The sequence below is a fragment of the Terrisporobacter othiniensis genome, assembly GCF_000808015.1.
GTDB classification, from domain to species: domain Bacteria; phylum Bacillota; class Clostridia; order Peptostreptococcales; family Peptostreptococcaceae; genus Terrisporobacter; species Terrisporobacter muris.
Genome location: NZ_JWHR01000057.1, coordinates 13,274 through 34,073, shown reverse-complemented (window position 1 = coordinate 34,073; position 20,800 = coordinate 13,274). Strand labels below are relative to the sequence as shown.

The 20,800-nt window shown below is 28.4% G+C and carries 19 protein-coding genes; 4 read left to right on the top strand and 15 right to left on the bottom strand.

The window, feature by feature from the left end; translation table 11 throughout:
- Nucleotides 1-81: 81 nt before the first annotated feature.
- Both QX51_RS05220 and QX51_RS05215 read left to right on the top strand, forming a co-directional pair.
- A complete protein-coding gene (locus QX51_RS05220) occupies nucleotides 82-1,413 on the top strand; it encodes a CoA-disulfide reductase (RefSeq protein WP_039678848.1) in 1,332 nt (443 codons plus the stop codon).
- Nucleotides 1,414-1,428: 15 nt separating this feature from the next.
- Nucleotides 1,429-1,929 (top strand): thioredoxin family protein, encoded by a 501-nt coding sequence (locus tag QX51_RS05215; protein ID WP_039678846.1) that lies wholly within the window; start codon nucleotides 1,429-1,431, stop codon nucleotides 1,927-1,929.
- 76 nt (nucleotides 1,930-2,005) lie between these two features.
- On the opposite strand, the gene ilvA is transcribed toward QX51_RS05215, so the two are convergent.
- The 3 genes from ilvA to QX51_RS05200 all read right to left on the bottom strand — a co-directional run bounded on the left by ilvA (nucleotide 2,006) and on the right by QX51_RS05200 (nucleotide 4,627).
- On the bottom strand, nucleotides 2,006-3,223 hold the full coding sequence (ilvA, locus tag QX51_RS05210) for a threonine ammonia-lyase (protein WP_039678845.1): 1,218 nt from the start codon (nucleotides 3,221-3,223) through the stop codon (nucleotides 2,006-2,008).
- 332 nt (nucleotides 3,224-3,555) lie between these two features.
- Nucleotides 3,556-4,311 carry a MerR family transcriptional regulator gene (locus tag QX51_RS05205; RefSeq protein WP_039678844.1) on the bottom strand — a complete coding sequence of 252 codons (756 nt, stop codon included), beginning with the start codon at nucleotides 4,309-4,311 and terminating at the stop codon, nucleotides 3,556-3,558.
- 145 nt (nucleotides 4,312-4,456) lie between these two features.
- The gene (locus QX51_RS05200; protein ID WP_039678843.1) at nucleotides 4,457-4,627 is read right to left on the bottom strand and encodes a (2Fe-2S)-binding protein; all 171 of its coding nucleotides are present in this window, start codon (nucleotides 4,625-4,627) and stop codon (nucleotides 4,457-4,459) included.
- 151 nt (nucleotides 4,628-4,778) lie between these two features.
- Between QX51_RS05200 and QX51_RS05195 the strand changes: the two genes are divergently transcribed.
- On the top strand, nucleotides 4,779-5,204 hold the full coding sequence (locus QX51_RS05195) for a putative ABC transporter permease (RefSeq protein ID WP_039678842.1): 426 nt from the start codon (nucleotides 4,779-4,781) through the stop codon (nucleotides 5,202-5,204).
- Nucleotides 5,205-5,517: 313 nt separating this feature from the next.
- Nucleotides 5,518-6,417, top strand: a complete 900-nt coding sequence (locus tag QX51_RS05190; protein ID WP_039678841.1) for a LysR substrate-binding domain-containing protein — start codon at nucleotides 5,518-5,520, stop codon at nucleotides 6,415-6,417.
- A gap of 44 nt (nucleotides 6,418-6,461) precedes the next feature.
- On the opposite strand, the gene QX51_RS05185 is transcribed toward QX51_RS05190, so the two are convergent.
- The 12 genes from QX51_RS05185 to QX51_RS05135 form a co-directional block, all read right to left on the bottom strand.
- Entirely contained in the window at nucleotides 6,462-7,430 is a 969-nt protein-coding gene (locus QX51_RS05185) for a replication-relaxation family protein (protein WP_039678840.1), read from the bottom strand.
- A gap of 249 nt (nucleotides 7,431-7,679) precedes the next feature.
- The gene (locus QX51_RS05180; protein WP_039678839.1) at nucleotides 7,680-8,645 is read right to left on the bottom strand and encodes an SPFH domain-containing protein; all 966 of its coding nucleotides are present in this window, start codon (nucleotides 8,643-8,645) and stop codon (nucleotides 7,680-7,682) included.
- Nucleotides 8,646-8,657: 12 nt separating this feature from the next.
- Nucleotides 8,658-9,767, bottom strand: coding sequence for a hypothetical protein (locus QX51_RS05175; protein ID WP_052232889.1), 1,110 nt, complete (start codon nucleotides 9,765-9,767; stop codon nucleotides 8,658-8,660).
- A gap of 74 nt (nucleotides 9,768-9,841) precedes the next feature.
- Nucleotides 9,842-10,531 (bottom strand): PspA/IM30 family protein, encoded by a 690-nt coding sequence (locus QX51_RS05170; RefSeq protein WP_039678838.1) that lies wholly within the window; start codon nucleotides 10,529-10,531, stop codon nucleotides 9,842-9,844.
- A 172-nt stretch (nucleotides 10,532-10,703) separates the two neighbouring features.
- On the bottom strand, nucleotides 10,704-10,826 hold the full coding sequence (locus tag QX51_RS19875; RefSeq protein ID WP_082007796.1) for an LPXTG cell wall anchor domain-containing protein: 123 nt from the start codon (nucleotides 10,824-10,826) through the stop codon (nucleotides 10,704-10,706).
- A gap of 449 nt (nucleotides 10,827-11,275) precedes the next feature.
- Nucleotides 11,276-11,527: a hypothetical protein gene (locus tag QX51_RS05165; RefSeq protein WP_039678837.1), complete on the bottom strand. Its 252-nt coding sequence runs from the start codon at nucleotides 11,525-11,527 to the stop codon at nucleotides 11,276-11,278.
- Nucleotides 11,528-11,632: 105 nt separating this feature from the next.
- The gene (locus tag QX51_RS05160; protein WP_039678836.1) at nucleotides 11,633-11,878 is read right to left on the bottom strand and encodes a hypothetical protein; all 246 of its coding nucleotides are present in this window, start codon (nucleotides 11,876-11,878) and stop codon (nucleotides 11,633-11,635) included.
- Between the two features lie 225 nt (nucleotides 11,879-12,103).
- On the bottom strand, nucleotides 12,104-13,573 hold the full coding sequence (locus tag QX51_RS05155; RefSeq protein WP_039678835.1) for a CapA family protein: 1,470 nt from the start codon (nucleotides 13,571-13,573) through the stop codon (nucleotides 12,104-12,106).
- Nucleotides 13,574-13,805: 232 nt separating this feature from the next.
- Complete coding sequence (locus QX51_RS05150) at nucleotides 13,806-15,482, bottom strand: formate--tetrahydrofolate ligase (protein ID WP_039678834.1); 1,677 nt, start codon at nucleotides 15,480-15,482, stop codon at nucleotides 13,806-13,808.
- 330 nt (nucleotides 15,483-15,812) lie between these two features.
- Nucleotides 15,813-17,918, bottom strand: a complete 2,106-nt coding sequence (locus QX51_RS05145) for a PTS sugar transporter subunit IIABC (protein WP_039678833.1) — start codon at nucleotides 17,916-17,918, stop codon at nucleotides 15,813-15,815.
- A 246-nt stretch (nucleotides 17,919-18,164) separates the two neighbouring features.
- Nucleotides 18,165-18,926: a hypothetical protein gene (locus tag QX51_RS05140; protein WP_039678832.1), complete on the bottom strand. Its 762-nt coding sequence runs from the start codon at nucleotides 18,924-18,926 to the stop codon at nucleotides 18,165-18,167.
- 130 nt (nucleotides 18,927-19,056) lie between these two features.
- Complete coding sequence (locus QX51_RS05135; RefSeq protein WP_052232888.1) at nucleotides 19,057-20,778, bottom strand: bifunctional diguanylate cyclase/phosphohydrolase; 1,722 nt, start codon at nucleotides 20,776-20,778, stop codon at nucleotides 19,057-19,059.
- Nucleotides 20,779-20,800: the final 22 nt, after the last annotated feature.

Sequence of the window (20,800 nt, the reverse complement as noted above, 5' to 3'; positions counted from 1 at the left end):
TGATTAGATTATTTCCTCTCTTTTCAGGGTATTATCATAATGATAAAATAAATATAATAATTTACATCTAAGGAGATAAAAATGAAAGTTGTTATAATAGGCGGAGTAGCTGCAGGAATGTCTGCTGCTGCCAAATTAAAAAGAATAAAACCTGATTATGAAGTTGTAGTATATGAAAAAACAGATATAGTATCCTTTGGGGCTTGCGGTCTTCCTTACTATGTAGGAGATTTTTTCCATGATTCTAATATGATGATTGCCAGAGAAAAGTCAAAGTTTATTGAATCTGGAATTGATTTAAAAACACTTAAAGAAGTTATTGATGTTGATACAGTAAATAAAACTCTTACTATAAAAGATTCAGTAACTGAAGAAATTTTTACAGATAATTACGACAGATTAATGATTGCCACTGGAGCAAGTAGTATTATGCCATCTTTAGATAAGTCGTATGAAAATTTAACTACGCTAAAAGATATGAATGACGGAATAAAGCTTAAAGATTTAATAAATAAAAAAGAAAATAGTAATATAGTTATTATTGGTGCTGGATTTATAGGCATAGAAACCATTGAAGCTGCTAAAAAATTAAACAAGAATATTCATTTAATTGGAAGAAGCAATAGAATTTTAAGTAAAGTATTTGATAAAGAAATTACAGATTTATTAGAAGAAGAATTAAGAAAAAATAATATTCATTTACACCTTGGTGAAACTGTCGAAAAATACATTGGAGACAGTAAAATCGAAAAAATCATTACTAATAAATGTGAAATAGATTGCGATTTAGTAGTTATAGCTATAGGTGTAAAACCTAATACTTCTTTCTTAAAAAATACAGATATAAAAATGCTACCTAATGGTGCTATAATAGTGGATGAGTGTGGTAGAACATCTGTTGAAAATATTTATTCAGCTGGAGATTGTGCAACTATAAAAAATATAGTTACTAATGAAGATATGTATGCTCCTCTAGCTACTGGCGCAAACAAATTAGGTCGAATTGTAGGTGAGAATTTAGGTGATATTAACTCTACTTTCCCTGGTTCTTTAGCTTCTAGCTGTATCAAGGTTTTAGATATGGAAGCTGCTGTTACTGGTATCACAGAGGAAAAGGCTAAGTCACTTAATCTTGATTATAAAGCTAAATTTATTACAAATTATAACCAAACACATTACTATCCAGGACGCGAAAAGTTATTCGTTAAATTAATTTACGATGCTAAAACAAAAGTTATACTTGGTGGTCAGATAGCTGGATATAAAGATGCTGTTCAAAGGGCTAATGTAATAGCTACTGCAATTACAGCGAAGATGACAACAGATCAGCTTGGTATGCTAGATTTATGCTATGCACCTCCTTTTGCTACTACATGGGATGTTTTAAATGTTATAGGAAATGTAAGTAAATAATCCAGGAGGAAAATTATGAATCAAATGACATTAAAGGAATTATATGAGGTTGGTTGCTCTTTTGAAGCTTCTGTCGGAACAGGTACAAAAAGTGAAAGAGCTAGAATCCCCAAAAACTCATCAAGAATTATTTTAAATGATGAATTAACAAATAATATTATTAACTTCAACAAAGAAGTAAAATTTTTGGTTGCTGGAGAAATATGGTGTCCAGATTATCAACTAAACGGATCTATATTAAAAAAATTTATGGACTTAAATACTAATTTTGATATGTCTGTAATTACTATGGCTAGAGGGAAAAAATATTTAGAACCTATTCTAAATATAGAAAGTGCTAAATATCCTTTAATTGTAGTTTTAGATAAAGATTTCAATATCATTGGAAACTTTCAAGAAAGACCCAATGCTGTAAAAATGGCTGAAAGTTTTGATGATATAAAACTTGATTATTATAAAGGAAAATATTTAATAGATTCTGCAAATGACATTTGGAATATAATAAAAAATATTTAATAAAAAACTCTTTAAAAAAAGACTATCATCACTGATAGTCTTTTTATATATTATATTCCCTAATAACTATATATTTTTATAATTCAGTTACTTCAAATCCAGCTTCTTCTATTTCTCTTCTTATTTTAGCTATATGATCATGGTCAAATGTTTCAAGTATGAACTCTGCTGATTGTTTCCCTATAGCTCCACCAGAAGATAATCTAGTTTGATTAGCATTTAGTATGTTTGCATTATTTTCGCTTATTATTTTTATTAATTCTAAGAATCCACCTGGTTTGTCAGTCATTATTGTAGAGAATGAATATCTTCTTCCCTCTTTAGCTAAACCTGCACCTATAACTCTGTATAATATGTTAACATCTACGTTACCACCAGAAACTATACAAACAACTTTTTCCCCTGAAGCTGGTTGATATTTTTTAGATAATAAAGCTGCTGTTGAAACTGCTCCAGCACCTTCAGAAACTATTTTTTGATGTTCTAATAAGAATAACATTCCTTGCGCTATTTCTTCTTCAGTTACAGTTATTACTTCATCAACTAATTCTTTTATTATTTCAAAAGTAGCATCTCCTGGAGTCTTAACAGCTATACCATCAGCTATTGTAGCAGCATGAAAAGCAGTTGTGACTTTCCCATTTTTTACTGATTCTTGCATTGAAGGTATATTTGCAGTTTGAACACCTACAACTTTTACATTTGGGTTTAAAGCTTTTGCAGCTACTGCAACACCAGCTATTATTCCCCCACCACCAATTGGGCAAAGTATAGTGTCTACTTCATTATTTAATTGTTTAAATATTTCTAAAGAAATTGTTCCTTGTCCAGCCATTACATATTCGTTGTTGAATGGATGTATGAAAGTAGCACCAGTTTCTTTTTGTATTTCTACAGCTTTTGCATAAGCATCATCGTAAACTTCCCCGTTTAATACAACTTCTGCTCCATACCCCCTAGTTGCAGAAACCTTTGCAAGAGGCGCAGTAGCAGGCATTACTATTGTAGCTTTTATTCCTGTCATTTGTGCTCCTAATGCAACACCTTGAGCATGGTTTCCAGCACTCGAAGCTATGACACCGTTTGCTTTTTGTTCATCAGTTAAATTTGCTATTGTATTAACAGCTCCTCTTACTTTGAAAGAACCTGTCTTTTGTAAGTTTTCACACTTATAAAAAACGTTAGCCCCTGTCATCTCACTTAAAGTTTTACTCTCTAAAACAGGAGTTTCTTTAACTACACCTTTAATAGTTTCTTGAGCTTTTTTTACATCATTTAAAGTAACTTTTAACATATTAATCATTCCCTCTCTAATTGTATATATTTCAAAAATGTTTTACATAAAATCATTTTCCTATCTTGTAAAAACATTTTCCTAATCCATTGTTTGGTACGAATTTATTATACAATAATAATTTGAAAATATCAAACAACTTTAATTTGTATTGCTAATAAAAATTATTTATATTATTTTTTTATTATATTTAGAATATTTAGCATATTTTTTAAAGTTGGCTTTAATACTTAATTGAAGAAATTTCTTTATTATAATACATATCTTTTTTTACCATAATAAACCAAGATATTTACCTAAAATTACCAGTATAATATTTTGGTTTTTGGGTACTATTTTGTATAAATATCTAGCGCATCTTTAAAAAATTCTGACATACCTATTTTACTATCATCATAATATTTTTTAAATCTTTCATCTGCTACATACATTTGACCTAAGCCTCTATGTGCTTCTTTTGTGTAAAAATTCCAAGAATATCCTAGCCATTTTTTATGAAGTTCACACGCTTCTTGTGCTTTTTCACATGATGGATCATTTTCTTCCATTGCTTCTTTTAGTTTTTCAATTATATCTCTCCCCAATTGTTCAAACTCTTTATATTCCTCTTCATTTAAACCTAACATTTTTGTATTGGATTGATTTACTTGTTTATCACCATATTTTTCACGTATTTCTTTCCCATATTTTTCTTCATTTTGCTTAACTAAGTCTTTTTTAAATCCTTCAAATTTTTCCTTATCTGACATTTTGATTTCTCCTTTTTTATAACTAATAGTTTTTTCAACATTTTCAATTAACAAATTTATTTCATTTCTTTTTTTAAGAAGCTCTTTCTTATGACTGTCTAAAGCCAACATTATATCAAAAGATGGAGAATTGATTATATTTTTTATATCATCCAATTTAAAACCCATCTCTTTATAAAAAAGAATTTGTTGCAACTTATCAACTTCATTTTCACCATATATCCTATATCCAGAAGAATTAATTCTTTTAGGCTTCAATAGGTCTACCTCATGATAGTATCTTAAAGTTCTTGTACTAATTTTAGCAATTTTACTTAATTCATTAATAGAGTATTCCATTCATATCACCTTCTATTTAACTTATTAATATCTTAATGTTTAACTAAAGTATAAGGTTTTACGTAACGTTAATGTCAATTATATTTTTTAATTTACTTAAAAAAAATAAAGGGACATTGTAGTCCCTTTATTTTTTTATTCATTATTATAATACTTCATTAAGTGCTTCTTCAATTTCGCAGTCACATCCACAACAGATTGTTCCTGCTTCAGTAGTTTCTTTTATATCTTCTACTGTTTTAGCTCCGTTAGCTACAGCATTTTTTATATCTTCTAATGAAGTTCCCATGCAATCGCATACTATTCTATCTGACATTCTAATTTCCTCCTGATTGTCTTTTGTAATATATATTTACCCACAATTATTTTTATCTAAACAAAATTTGTTACTTTTTTTGCCATGTATGTTAATCAATTGGATAGAAAAAATAATTACTAATATTAAGAAATTATAAGGAGTAAAATCTATGAAAATTTTAAATACTTCACTTAAATATTTCACCTTATTTCTCATAGGAGGTATAACTTATTATTTTATCGAAATCGCTTATAGAGGGTATTCTCATGTTTCAATGGTAATAGTAGGCGGTCTTTGCTTTATACTTATTGGATCTATAAATGAATTTTCAAACAAAGATATACCTTTATTACTTCAAATGCTAATTTCAGTACTTCTTGTTGATATTGTAGAATTAATTTCAGGAATTATAATAAATAGAATACTATTATTAAATGTATGGGATTATTCTGGGCTAAGATTTAATTTTTTAGGTCAAATATCACTAAATAGTTCTATTGCTTGGTTCTTTTTATCTCTACTTGCCATATATGTTGATGATTTATTAAGATATATAATTTATAAAGAAGAAAAACCAAAATATAAATTCCTATAAAAAAATAAAGCCCTGCTACGAGGGTACAGGGCTTTAAGGTTCATAATGATAGATAAAAGAGTGTGAGGGAATCTATCATTATACGGGTATTTAAGTAAATTATTAAGCTAGTCTTTCTATGCTTTAATAATACATTATCAATGTGAATTTAATGTAAATTTTTTATGAATGAAAATAGAATTTTAATTATCTATAATTTTTTATTCTATTTTTTCTTATGCTATTGAAAACTCCCCTTTATTACTATAATATTTAATTATATATACTTCATTATAAATAAATTTAACTTATAGTTAGGATGTGCTATTTTATTATGATAGATCACCGTTTAAATACTTTTCTCACTCTTTGTGAACTTAAAAGTTATACTAAAACTGCAAAAAAATTATTTATAACTCAGCCTGCAGTAAGTCAACAGATTAAATATTTAGAAAAACATTATGGAGTAAATCTATTTAAATACGAAGGTAAAAGTCTTATACTAACGCCTGCTGGAAAGAAACTTCAATCTTTTGCTCTTACATTAGTAAATGATTGTGAAAAAATAACTCAACAATTATCTAATAATACACAAAATCCCTATTTCAAATTTGGCTCTACTTTAACTATCGGTCAATATGTTATGCCTGACATTATCGAGTATATTTTAAAAGAAAACCAACATACTTCTTTGTCTATGATTGTTGATAATACATCGGCTTTACTAAAATTATTAAATGAAGGTAAAATAGACTTTGCTATTATCGAAGGCAACTTTAATAAATCAGAATATAGCTATGAGTTATTTTCTATGGAAGATTTCATTGGTATTTGTCACCCTCAATCCAAATATTCAAAAGGATTACATTCTTTAGATGATTTATTTAATGAAACTTTAATCTTAAGAGAAAAAGGTTCTGGAACACGAGATGTTTTTGAACAATTACTGTATGAACAAAATCTTTGTATCAATAGCTTTAAATCTGTTTGTGAAATAGGAAGCTTACCTGCAATTTTATCCATTGTTTCAAGTAATTGCGGTATATCTTTCATGTATAAAAGAGCTGCTCAGTCTTCTGTAAATTCAAATCAGATTTCTATTATAAATATAAAAGGCCTACCTATAAAAAGAGAGTTCAATTTTGTTTGGCTAAAGAATAGTAGATTTGCTTCTTTATATCATGATTTTTTTGAAACATGTAGATACTTTAATAGTAAGAAATCTTTGCAATAAAAAATACCACTATGAATAAATCCCTTATCCATAGCGGTATTTTTTTAGCATTTAAATAAGAATGAAAATAATTTCTTTTTACCTTGCTTTTCTTCCAATGCAAAAAATGCATCTTCTAAATTGTATAGTAATATTCTATCGTAAGTATAGATTATATCTATCTTTACTTCCTCTTGTCGATCTTTAATCATATTCATAATTTCTATCATATGATCATAAGACTCCCCTTGTACTAATAACTCTGGCTTTTCATCAAACTTAATATTTAAGTTATCATAATTCTCAATTACATTTTCATACCTATGTAGCTTATTAAGAAATTCTTCTCTCCAATTATCCGTTTTTCTAATTACTTCAACTAAATATGTTTTTCCATTACTAGTTAAGATTGATTGTGGCCTTACTATGCAATTTCTTATATTTTCATTTAGTATTATTTTAGATACTTTAAACTGTGTATCTGGCCCCATTACTTGTGTCAACAACTGATTGGATGCTAATAAACACTTAATTTTAGCAGTTTTAATTTCACTTACATACCCTTGTGAATATGTTTTCTTATCTAACGCTCTTAAAAGTCCTATTCCATGATAGCCTAGGTAATACGCTTTATACGAACTTGTACTATTTTCTGATACAAACTCGATTTGTTTTATAAAGCTTTTTTCCTTTAATCTTGTTAATTTTCTTGCAACAGATTTTGATTCTATATTTGCCCCATGTTTGTTTAAATATGTAGTGATTTGTAAAGACGTTGCAAAAACCAAATTATTAATAGCAAATAATATAATTTTTTCAACTTCACCAATGTGACCTTTTTCCAATAAGAAATCTACTTCTGACTTTGATGTAGTTCTTTTTGGCCTATTAATCTTATGATTGTCCCCCTTATAAGATGCAAATGGTGATAGCTTTGTTTCAACATATTCTTCATTTGGATTTTTTAAATCTACTGCTGTACAGTACGTTCCAATAGGTGAAACTAAGTCTGTACTCTTTCTTTTGTTCCTCATAATACTCCCCCCCTGATGTGTCTAGGAAACATAGTTGATACTTCCATTAAATAGCACATTTATATTATAATATTTTTTGGCATATTTTACATTTATAATTATTTAAAATTAAATAAAATTTTTATTTTTCATTAAATTTAGTAAGATATATTATTATTTTCCCATATTTACATAGGTTAAATAGAGATTAAATTCATGGAACTAAAAAAGATATAGGTTATAAGGTAATAACTTATATCTTTTTTATAATTATATTAACTTTGTACCACAGTTTGGGCAAAAGTTTGCACCTTCATTTTTTGTACCACAGTTTGGGCAAAAATTAGGTTTTTTCCCACTAGATGTACCTTCTTGAGTCTCATTATTTTGTGGCTTATTATTCATATTATTAATCATTTCCTGTCCCATCATCATCCCAACTTGTATTCCTGCCATGTCAGAAGCCATAGATCCACCTGAACCACCCTTTGATAAAGAGTCTGCCATAGAAACTTGAGTATATTTATTCATATCACCAATCATACTATGAGACGCTGCTTTTGTTGCCATCTCTTGAACTTCCTTTGGATAAGATACGCTTGATATAGCAAAGTTAGTAATAGCTATACCTATCTTCTCCATTTCCATATCTAAGTCTTCTTGTATACCATTAGATATTTCAAATGCATTTGCTTGAAGATTAAAAATATCTTTACCTTCTTTTACTATCCATTTCATAATAACTTGATCTAACATAGACATAATACGTGATTTTACATCTTCTATAGTGAATTGCTTTTTAACTCCTGCTATTTTATCAATTAATACTTCATAATCAGATATTTTACAACAGAATGTACCAAAAGATTTTATTGGCATTCCCCCTGGAAGGCCTGGTGCAGGTATATTAATAGCATTTTTTGTACCCCACTTCACTGTTAGCTCCTTTGTATTAACAAATAAAACTTCAGCCCTAATTCCACTATTAAAACCAAATCTAAATCCTTTTAATGTTGATAAAAAAGGAATTATTTCTGATTCCATATCAAAACTTCCTTCGTCTTTGAAAATTCCTTCGATTTTACCATTATACATAAATATAGCATCTTGACCCATTCTTACAACCAATTTACTACCTTTTTTTATTTCTTTATTGTCCCATTTCCAAAATAGCATATCATCTCTAAACTCTTCCCATTCAACTACATTAGAAAATTGATTACTAAATAGTCCCATAATACTAACCTCCTAAAACATTATTTCTTCAAAAGAAGAAATAGTTTCATCTTTAATTAAATCACTATACTGTATTTTTTTATAATCATCATTATAACTTATACCTTTATCTGAAGATGCCAGATAAATTCCAAATAATATACCTAATATTACTATAATTATAGCTGCAATTTTAACAGGACTCTTTGGATATTCACCTTTAATTTTCCCAGTTTCTCCATTTATTAAAACATTATAGTGTTTATCTTTATATGTATAAGCTGTCGAATATACAGGTATAAAAATATGTTTATATGTTTCATCTGAGTAATAAGTACGAAGGCTTATTGAGCGAACCCTATCATATCGTCTTAATACATCTCTTTCAGCCATAAAATAAATATCATTTTTCATTTTATTCATAGCATCATTATGAGCGTCCTTCAAATCTATCGTATATATTTCTGAACAATAACCCGACATATAGTCTGGTGAGTATGATGCCACATCTTTTGTATTATATGGCTCAATCCATCCGAGAAGATGTTCACTTAATTTATTAGATGCCCTAACTAAAACATCATCAAAAAAATGATTTATATGACCACTAGTTGGATACCAATTAGTTTCTATCCTTGTACGTTTTTCACCTTTACTGTCCTCATATTCCACTTGATAGTCGATTCCACCCATTGCAGTATAGCTAGTACTCGTGTCTGCGTCAAAAGTCCAATAAGGCATATAAATCCCTTGAACCTTATCCTTTTGATATAGTGTCTTTAAAACATTTGGCGCAAGCCATCTTTTTTTAATCCATTGCCTAAATATAGATTCTACATCATACTTATCTATTTTAAAAGGTATTACACCATCAGGAATTATTGACTCTATTTGTTTTTTTGATAGAACATAATGTGATCCACAGTAGGGACAAGTAGTTGCTGTGCTAGTTGCATCAACTTCTACCATAGCCCCACATCCTTCACATTCCATACTTGTAGAAGTTTTTTCTTCTACTTTTATTTTTTTCATTGCATGAATATCAAGATTATGTTCTATAACATCTTCTGGATTATTTTCTATTTCAACTTCAATGCCACAGTTTGGACATTTTAAGGCTTGAGCTGTTGCATTAAATTCCATTACTCCTCCGCAGCCCTCACAATAATAAGATTTACTTATAAGATCACCCCCATAAAACATAATCTTTTAAAATTTTATAATCCTAATTTATTTTTTAAAGCTTGTAATTCATCATCAACCCCAGAGTTAGCTTCTTTATTATCATCATATTTGCTCATTAGATCTTCTATGCTATCTTCTTTATTTGAAGAATTTAATTCAGCCATTGCATTAGCTTCATCTAATTGTCTGTTTATTTTATCTTCCATTTTATCAAAAGCAGATAAACTACCTTTAGCACCATCTACGCTTGAACCAATTTTATTCAATCTCTCTTGTGTTTTAGCAACTGCTAGCTTAGCTTTTAATTGCTCTCTTCTTGCATTTAATTCACCTATATCTTTAACAAGTTTGTCATGCATACTTCTCATTTTTACTGCGTTGTCTGCTGCTATATCATAAGATTGTTGTAAACTTTGTTGATTTTTAGATAATTGAGTTTTCTTTTCTAAGAATGTTTTTGCATCAGATTCATTTCCTGCTATTAAAGCTTTTTCTGCATATCTTTGCATTTTATTTATTTGCTCATTACATTCATCTAACGCTCTTTTAGATCTTTTTTCTTCTGCCATAACAGATGCAGTTTCAGCTTTAACGTTTCCTAAATCACTTTCTAAATTTCTTAAATATTGATTAATTATTTTTGCTGGATCTTCTGCCTTATCTAATAATGCATTAATATTTGAAGACATTATATCTTTAAATCTCGCTATTATACCTGCCATTTTAAACCCTCCTGTTTACAAATCTTTAATACGTAATAATTATTAAAAAATTTAGTTTAATATACCTAATTTTTTAAATAATATTGATATAAAAAGTATATCATATTACTCAAGTTTAAACAAAAAAGTTGAAATCTATAAGAGTTCAACAAAGTACTTTATAAATTATTTTTTATTTATTACTTAATTTTTTGTTTAGTATAAAAATTATAACTATTGCTAGTATACCTATCCCAACCCATAAAATCAGATTATTATCATCTCCTGTTTTTGCTGCTTCTTCACCATCTTCCATATAATGAACATTTATAATTTTATCACTTTAGTATGCCTTTTAATGAATCTCCACTTGTCTTATAATAATTATATCCTTTTATTTTTATATCATTGTGATTTGTAACATCATAATTAGAACCTTCATCCATTAGACTTGATACATATGGTTTGATTATAGATTTGTTTTCTTTATTTAGATAATTAACTGTAGCTATATATTTTTTAGTTTTTTATAATAAACATTTATAACTACATCTTTATCTTTTATTACTCCTTTTACATTTCCTACTGTTTTAACATATTTATAGTCACGTATTTTTTTACTTCTTTACTCTTAACATTTAACATTATAGCTGAAATTATCTTCTACTTTTATAGATATAAACAGAGGTGCTAAAACCTTATTAGTACCTTCCTCTAAATAATTTATTATAACTCTGTGTTTATTAGATATCTCTTGTTCTTGCTCTATTGGTTCATCTCTTGTGGGTCAGTTTCTTTGAAGTTAAACTTTTCTACACCTTTATAAGTATAAACTTCAGAATTTGCAATAGATTTGTCAGTTCCTTTTTCTAAGAAATTTAAGATTACTGTGTACGGTTGATATTCAAAATATAATCCAACGTACATATTATTATCTTCATTATCTAAGATAAAAGTACCTCTTAATGGATTGTCTCCATTTACACAAACATAATTTCTTATTTCTAATTGTCCCAAAGTTTCTTTAGCATGTTTTTCTAGATTAAATTCTTCTCCTTCTTCAAATTCAGAAATTATTATAGGTTTAGCTAGCTCTCGATCATTTTTGCTTATATTTTCATCTTAATAGTATTCTGAACTATTAGGATCTACTTGATTATCATACTGCCAATTTTCATTTTTTCCTGTTTCATCAATAAAATGTATTGTTATAGTTCCTTCTCGTTGCTCTACATACTGCTCAATATATTCCTCTGCAATATTATCCAAACCATCTTCATCCTGTGCAAATACTGTAGATGGATAAGTCACAAATGACATACATAAAATTAATATTAATGATACTAATACATTTTTTAATTCTTTCATTTTCCCCTCCTTTTGCCAATACCTAATGCTGATTTAATATCTGTGGAGTTGAAATAAAGACAACAGGTCTAAATATATTTCTATTTAATACTATGATTATTAACACTTATTTATTATCCTTATACATAGTTTTAATATTACGATCCTTCAAATTTATCATATTAGAATATGTATAATTATGTGTAAAAAAATAAACCCTTATTAGGGTTTATTTTAATGTAAAGTCTATTTTTTTAATTGACTATAAGATGTTATTTCAGGTATGCTTCCATTTACAACATTTTTTATTCTCATATATGATTCATTTAGTTCACTATTCTCAATTCCACCATTAAAGTCTTTCGATATTGGTGTTACTAAATAAGGAATGTTATCATATTCTTCAAAAACGTAACAAGGAATATATCCTTCATCAGCTAAATATACCTTACCATCTTTATCTCTTTTTAAATTTAAAGTTAATATAAAATTATCTTTAGTTACAGGTTTATATTGATGTGATATAAAATTTCCTAAAGAATATACAACAGGTACCTGTCTATTATCCTTTGTATTTATAACTTCAGATGTCTGAAGTGCATGTGGATGAGAACCTATTATAAAATCAACTCCTGCATTAGCCATATCTTCAGCACTTTTTGCTTGAGCTTCGTTATAATCATTTGTATATTCTACACCCCAGTGATTATAAGCAATAATATATTCTGCTCCCATAGCTTTTGCATCTTTTACATCTCTTTCTACTGCTTCCTTAGTGTATCTATTAATCATAATTTCTCTTACATCTTCATCCAACGTTATATCTTTCCCATTGAATTTTTCACTATAAGACATAAGAGCAACTTTTATACCATTTACATCTACAATAATAAATCTTTGCTCCTCTTTATTTCTAAAAGCTCCTGTATATGCAAATTTATATTGCTTAAGTAAATCAAGAGTTTGTAATATACCTCTTTCTCCATTATCAGTTATATGGTTATTAGAGTTAACTAAAGCATCAAATCCTGCATATTTTAGAGCATCAAGATAAGTTGATGGCCCATTACAGTGTGGTTGACCACCTAATGCTTTTTCTTCACTCATATAAGGCGATGTATTAGATAACAAACTTTCTAAATTTCCTGCTACAAAATCAGCTTGAGAAAATATTGACTTAACCATACTAAAACTATCATTATAAACATAAGTACCATCTTCTGTTTTTGCTGCTTCTTGTTGCCTTGTTTGGTTCATTAAGTCTCCAGTAAACATTAGTAAAGCATCATCTGTCTTTTTTGCAAACTCATTTGTATATATTCCATTTTTTAAAGTATATCTTGGTTCTGATATTTCACTTAAAGGTTCTAGTAAATCTCTATACACTATAACTACCGTCTCTAATTTATCTCCATCTGCCGCTTCTTCTCCTACGATAGTTGTACTTCCTATCATGTTTCCTATTATATTTCCTTTTTGGTCTATAGTAGCCACCATTCTATTATTTGAATAGTATTCTATATCATCGTTTTGATTTTCAATGTAATTTATATTTGTAACTTGTCCTAATTTTAAGGATACAATCTTTTTTTGAACATTTATACTCTTATTACCTTCCGCTTCAACCAAGTTTGTTCCTAAAATGAAAAAAGCAATAAAGCTAATACATATTAATTTTTTAAATCTATTCTTTCTTTTCTGCCCGTGAATAATCACTTAATCTCCTCCTAATCTTTGTCTAATTAAAATACTTACTGATTATATCAGATATATTTAATATTTTTCAATAATCACTTATTACCACATATACCCCTTGAAACTTATTTGTATCAAAAATAAAAGTAGCAATAAGTTTATACTATCACTACTTTTATCTTAATTAAATAATATTTTATTTATGATTAGTTTTTCATTAATACCTTAGATTAGATTACATTATCTATTTATTTTAGAATAATCCTACTATTACACCATTTTCATCAATATCAATTCTTTCAGCTGATGGCACCTTTGGTAATCCTGGCATTTTCATAATATCTCCTGTTAAAGCTACTATAAATCCAGCACCTGCACTTATATTAATCTTTCTAACTGTTATTCTAAAGTTTTCTGGTCTTCCAAGCTTTGATGGTTCATCTGTTAAAGAGTATTGTGTTTTCGCCATACAAATCGGTAATTTATCAAATCCTAATTTTTCTAAGTTAGCTATTTCTTTATCTGCTTCTTTAGTAAAATCTACTCCTTCAGCACCATATATTTTTCTAGCAATCTGATTAATTTTATCTTTGATTGAGCCTTCTAATGAGTATGCGTATTCAAAGTTATTTTCTTCTTCACAAAGTTTTACTACTTCTTTAGCAAGCTCAACTCCGCCTTCTCCACCTTTTGCCCATACTTGTGATAAAATCACGTTTACTCCTAAATAATTACATTTTTCTTTTATTAAATTTATTTCTTCTTGGCTGTCTGTTGGGAATTCATTAATTGCCACAACTGCTGGTAATTTAAATACTTGTGTAATATTCTCCACATGTTTTAATAAATTGGGCAAACCAGCTTCTAAAGCTTCCAAATTAGTGTCATTTAAGTTACCTTTATCTACACCACCATTGTATTTTAATGCTCTTACAGTGACTACTATAATAACGGCATCTGGTTTTATATCTGCCATTCTACATTTTATATCTAAAAATTTTTCTGCTCCCAAATCTGCCCCAAATCCACCTTCTGTTACAACATAATCTGCAAAATTCATTGCCATTTTTGTGGCTATTATAGAGTTACATCCATGAGCTATATTGGCAAATGGACCTCCATGAACAAAAGCAGGTGTTCCCTCTAGAGTTTGAACTAAATTAGGCTTTAATGCATCTTTTAATAAGGCTGCCATTGCTCCATTGGCATTTAATTCTTTAGCCATTACAGGTAGATTTTCATAATTATATCCAATAATGATATTTCCTAACTTTTCTCTCAGTTCAGCAATATCATTAGCTAAGCAGAAAGCTGCCATAACTTCTGATGCTACAGTTATATCGAATCCGTCTTCTCTAACTACACCATCAACTTTTCTCCCCATACCACAAACTATATTTCTTAATTGTCTATCATTCATATCTACGCATCTTCTCCAAGTTATAGTTCTTGGATCAATATTTAATTTATTTCCTTGGTGTATATGGTTATCTATCATAGCTGCTAATAAATTATTTGCAGCTCCTATGGCGTGAAAATCTCCTGTAAAGTGTAGATTTATATCCTCCATTGGTATAACTTGAGCATACCCTCCACCAGCAGCACCACCTTTTATTCCAAATACAGGTCCTAAAGATGGTTCTCTAAGTGCAACTATTGATTTTTTACCGATCTTTTGCAATCCATCTGCTAGTCCTATTGTAGTTGTAGTTTTCCCTTCTCCTGCTGGAGTTGGATTTATTGCTGTAGTTAAAATTAGCTTAGCTTTTTTATTTTTTTTATGTATTTTTAATAAATTATAATCAATCTTAGCCTTGTATTTACCATAAAATTCAAGTTCATCTTCGTTTAGACCTAATTTTTTACCGATTTCTCTAATATGTAGAGGTTTTGCTTCCTGTGCTATTTCTATATCTGATTTAAATGTCATTATTATTTTTCCTCCAATATCTTAAAATTATTTAATTCTATTATAAAGTAATTTGTCAAAATAGTATATACATACTGCAATTTTTATGAACTTTTTATTTAATTTTAATAATTATGTACGTATTTTTACAAACTTTTTTATTCATTTTTATATATTCAATATCGTTTATACCCATATATGCTTACTTTAACTCCAGTTTAATTCATATGTAAGACTCAACAATCATCATACATATAATAAATATTAAGCTCAATTCGTAAATATTTATAGTAAATTATAAATTTCTTTAATAAAAAAAGATGTAGGTTTTAATTCCTACATCTTTTCAATCTATCTAACTGATACTAATTTATCTTTTTCTTTTACTGCACCTTTAGCTACTACTTCAACATCTTCATAACTATCTGTATTAGTAATTATTATAGGAGTAACTATTGGATATCCAGCTTCTTTTATTTTTTCTATATCAAACTCAACTAAAAGATCTCCTGCCTTAACTTTGTCTCCTGCTTTAACATGAGTACTGAAATGCTTACCATTTAATTTAACAGTATCTAAACCTATGTGTATTAATACTTCCACACCATTGTCTGATGTTAATCCTACAGCATGTTTTGTTTCAAATACTGTTGAAACTGTTCCATCTACTGGAGATACCGCCCTACCAATAGTTGGCTCTATAGCAACACCTTTACCTAGCATACCTTCAGAGAATACTCCATCTCCTACTTCTTCTAAAGATATTGCATTACCTTCTATTGGTGCTACAATTATACAAACATTTTCAACTTTTTCTTCTTTTACTTCTTCTTTAGTTTCTACAGCTACATCTTCAGCTAAAACAACTTTAACACCACTTGCTATAAAATCTTCTAAATTTGATTTTATAACTGTAACTCTTGGCCCATATATAACTTGTATTCCATTACCTTTTATTATAACACCTGCTGCTCCACTTGATCTTAGTAAAGATTCACTTACTTTAGAAGCATCTTTTACTGTTACACGAAGTCTTGTAGCACAACAGTCTAAATCACTTAAATTTTCTTCTCCACCTAAACCTTTTAATATCATAGCTGATACTTGGTTATCTTGGCTTTCTGCTTGTCCTTCTTTTTTAGCATTTACATCTGCTCTTGTATATAATTTAACTTCTTCTTCATCGTCTCTTCCTGGAGTTTTAAAGTTAAATTTCTTAATTAAGAACGTAAATAAGAAGTAGTAAACTGCAAAGTATATTAAACCAATCCAAACTATATTTATCCAATGAGTTTTAGCATTTCCTTGTAATATTCCAAATAGCGTTAAATCTATTAATCCTCCTGAGAAAGTCATACCAACTCCAACATTTAACATGTGCATTAACATATAAGCAGCTCCTGCAAATATTGAGTGTATAACATATAACACTGGGGCAACAAATAAGAATGTAAATTCTATTGGCTCAGTTATACCTGTTAACATTGCTGTTAATGCTGCTGATAATAATAATCCTCCGGCAACTTTACGTTTTTCTGGCTTAGCACATTTATACATTGCAAGTGCTGCACCTGGTAAACCAAATATCATAAGCGGGAATTTACCAGACATAAACCTAGTAGCTTCTACACTAAATTGCGTTGTAGATGGATCTGCTAGTTGTGCAAAGAATATATTTTGAGCACCTTCTATTAATTGTCCTCCTACCATTGCAGTACCACCAACAGCAGTTTGCCAGAATGGTAAGTAGAATACATGATGAAGTCCAAACGGTATTAAAGCTCTTTCCATAAACCCATAAACCCAAGTTCCTGCATATCCTGAACTTTGAACTAAATTACCTACTGAATAAATAGCACTTTGTACATGTGGCCATATATAGAACATTAATATACCAACAAATAAATAAGTTGTAGCAGATATAATTGGAACAAATCTAGTTCCACCAAAGAATGATAGTACTTGTGGTAATTCAATTTTATAAAAACGATTATGTAGTGCTGCTACACCAAGACCTACTAACATACCTCCAAATACACCCATTTGAAGTGAAGTTATACCTAGTACGCTTGCTGTAGAACCAGCAAGCATAGCTTCTGTTCCACCATTAATGTTTATAAGAGCACCTATTGAGGCGTGCATAATTAAGAATGCAATAGCTCCAGATAAAGCTGCAACTTCTTTTTCCTTCTTCGCCATACCTATTGCAACACCCATTGCAAATAATAATGGTAAGTTTGCAAATACTATGTCCCCGGCATTACTTAAAACTGTTAAAAATGCATTTATAGGTGTCCCCGGTCCCATAATTCCCATTAACCCGTAAGCATTTAACATTGTTTCATTGGTGAATGATCCACCTATTCCTAAAAATAAACCTGCTACTGGTAAAATAGCTATCGGTAGCATAAATGATCTACCCACACGTTGTAAAACACCAAATATTTTATCTTTCATTAATTCTGGTCCTCTCCCTCATTTAGTATTTAATAATTTTATAATTGCTCTTTACAATTATATATAATTTACCTTAATTTATATAATGATACTACCATAGCTTAAATATCGGTGTCAATATTTTTATGCAACCGTTTGCACTATTATTTTTTATATTTATATTTATTTTTTTTTACAATTAAATCATCAAATTTTTAATCTAAAATAAAAATAAGCGCTCTATATAGAACACTTATTTTTATAATATTATTTATGCTTAGATAATAAATCTAATATATCCTCCAATTCATCGTAAGGCATTTTATTTAAAGACATATAGTTGTATAATAATGTTCCAATTCCCTGTACTTTTATCTTAGATGGATTTATTTGAACCATATCTAAAACTAATTTTCCACTTCCATTTAATATTGATTTTTGTATCATATCCAATGTATCCTGCAGTATTCCTAATAGCTTATAGTCTCCTATACCTATTTTTGTGTAATCTTCTCTTTGTAATATCGGAATTTGAATAGTTTGAGAAATTACATACATATTAATTAATTTAATCTGACAATAAGTTAATTGTCTAGATAATTTTATTAATCTATTGCATTCGTCTCTATCTAGATTATCTTTAAACATTATGTTTCCAAGTAAATATCCATAATATTTCAATTTACCTTCTTCATGTTCATTTCTAGAAGATATAACAATGCCATTTATTATTTCTTCAGCTAAACATTGACTATTTACGTTTCCCTCGAAAAAATCACCTTTTCTAAGCAAGTTATTTTTATCTAAATTCTCCTTTATCATCTCTAGCGAATAATACAAGGTAGTTAATATTTTTTTACTTTCTTTAAATGTATATGTATTTTCATATATGTCATTTATAAAACCTTCATATAGTTTTTCTATATAATTATTATAATCTTTATGCTGTAATGACTTTAATATACTCCTTATATTGCTGGCTAATTGATCCTGCGATTCAAATATATACTTAACTCCTAAATCTCCCATTTTTCTATCCCCTTTGAATATATTTTATCAACCTAAATTTAATTTAATTGTAGCAAAAACAAAGCAATATAAAAAGCCTTCTAAAAATTATATAATTCTCAGAAAGACTTTTATTATTAAGCACTTTTATTTAGTTCATTAATGGTAATATGTCTTTTAACTCTCTAGAGATTTTCTTATTCAACATATCACTTTGAAGCATATCTATAAATTTACATGTTAAATCTGCATCAAAATGAATTCCAGCACATTTTTTTAATTCAACAATTGCCTGATTATAATCTTTTCTTATATTATACGGCCTTTTTGATGTCATGGCATCAAAGCTATCTACTATAGTTAAAATCCTAGCTAAATATGGAATTTCGTCACCCTTTAAATTACATGGATACCCCGTTCCATCATATTTTTCATGATGGTATTTTATTATAGGTTCAACCGCATTAAAATCTTTTATATTACTTACCAAGTCAGCTCCAAGAGTTGGATGCTGTCTTAAAATATTAAACTCACTTTGAGATAATTTTTCTCTTTTGTTTAATAATTCTTTTGATATTTCTAACTTACCAATATCATGTAAATACGCTGCTAGAAGCAAATCTTTTTTAGCTTGCTCATCTAAATTCAAATATGTCGCAAACTTTTTAGCATAAATAACTACCCTTTCAGAGTGACCATAAGTATATTTATCTTTTTTATTTATTTTATTTAACATACTGGCAATTGATTCTAATGCCTTTTTATCAATACTCTTATCTATTTCATCTAGTATATTATAATATCTTTCAACTCTGTTTTTATCAAAAGACTTTGCTCTGTATAGAGCATTATCTGCAAGTTCAATTAATTGTTTTTTATTTTTAGCAACTTTAGGATAGGTTGCTACACCAATAGAAACTGTTATGTGATTGTTGGGCTGATAATCTTGACCTGTAAAATATGTTTGCTGTATATTTTGACGAATCAATTCCCCTAAATTTAGTGCTGCTTCTTCAGTCTGATCATATAAAATTATAGCAAATTCCTCTCCACCATAACGAGCTACCACTCCAAGTTCACCAACTGTATTTCTCAAAATTTCACCTAATTTTGTAAGAAGCCAATCTCCCTTTTGGTGACCATTTACATCATTATAATTCTTAAAATTATCTATATCCATAAATAATAAAGAAACTTCTTTATCTTCTTTTTGAGAATTAGTTATATATGAGTCTAGCATATCTTGAAAGCTTCTATGATTAAATAAACCTGTAAGCCCATCTTTTACTGCTAGTTCTTTTAATTTTAAATTATAATCATTTTCAATATTAATATATAAAGAAATAATAAAAGATGTTATTAATAAAGAACTTATTAATATTATATCGCCTTCAAAATGCTTAGCTGTATCCATATAACTAAAAATTTGTGTACCATTAAAATTCACAAAGTTGAATGACAGTATTATAAGCGATACTGCAATAGTTATAGCAAAGCTAATTTCTTTTCTATATTGTATAGAAGATATTAAAACAATGATTGTACTAATATATTTAAAAGAGCTACCCGAACCACCTGTTTTTGACATTAAAATAATAAATAGAACTAATAATATAAGGGTTTCTATTATATTATAAATTGTGGGCATATTAAAGAAACTTTTTTCTGTGTTTCCATACATCATTTTTGAGCAAAATATCATAAACGGTGCTATGCAACAAGCCGAAGCAATCATAATAACGATTCCATTAATATCTAAAACCACATTGTAATAACTTATAATATTTAAAGTTGCTAATATAATGTATAAAAATTTTAATCCTATTAAAATTTCTAATATTTTCAATCTTCTTTCATAATCAAATTTATTCATGCATCTTCACCCATATTTCAAT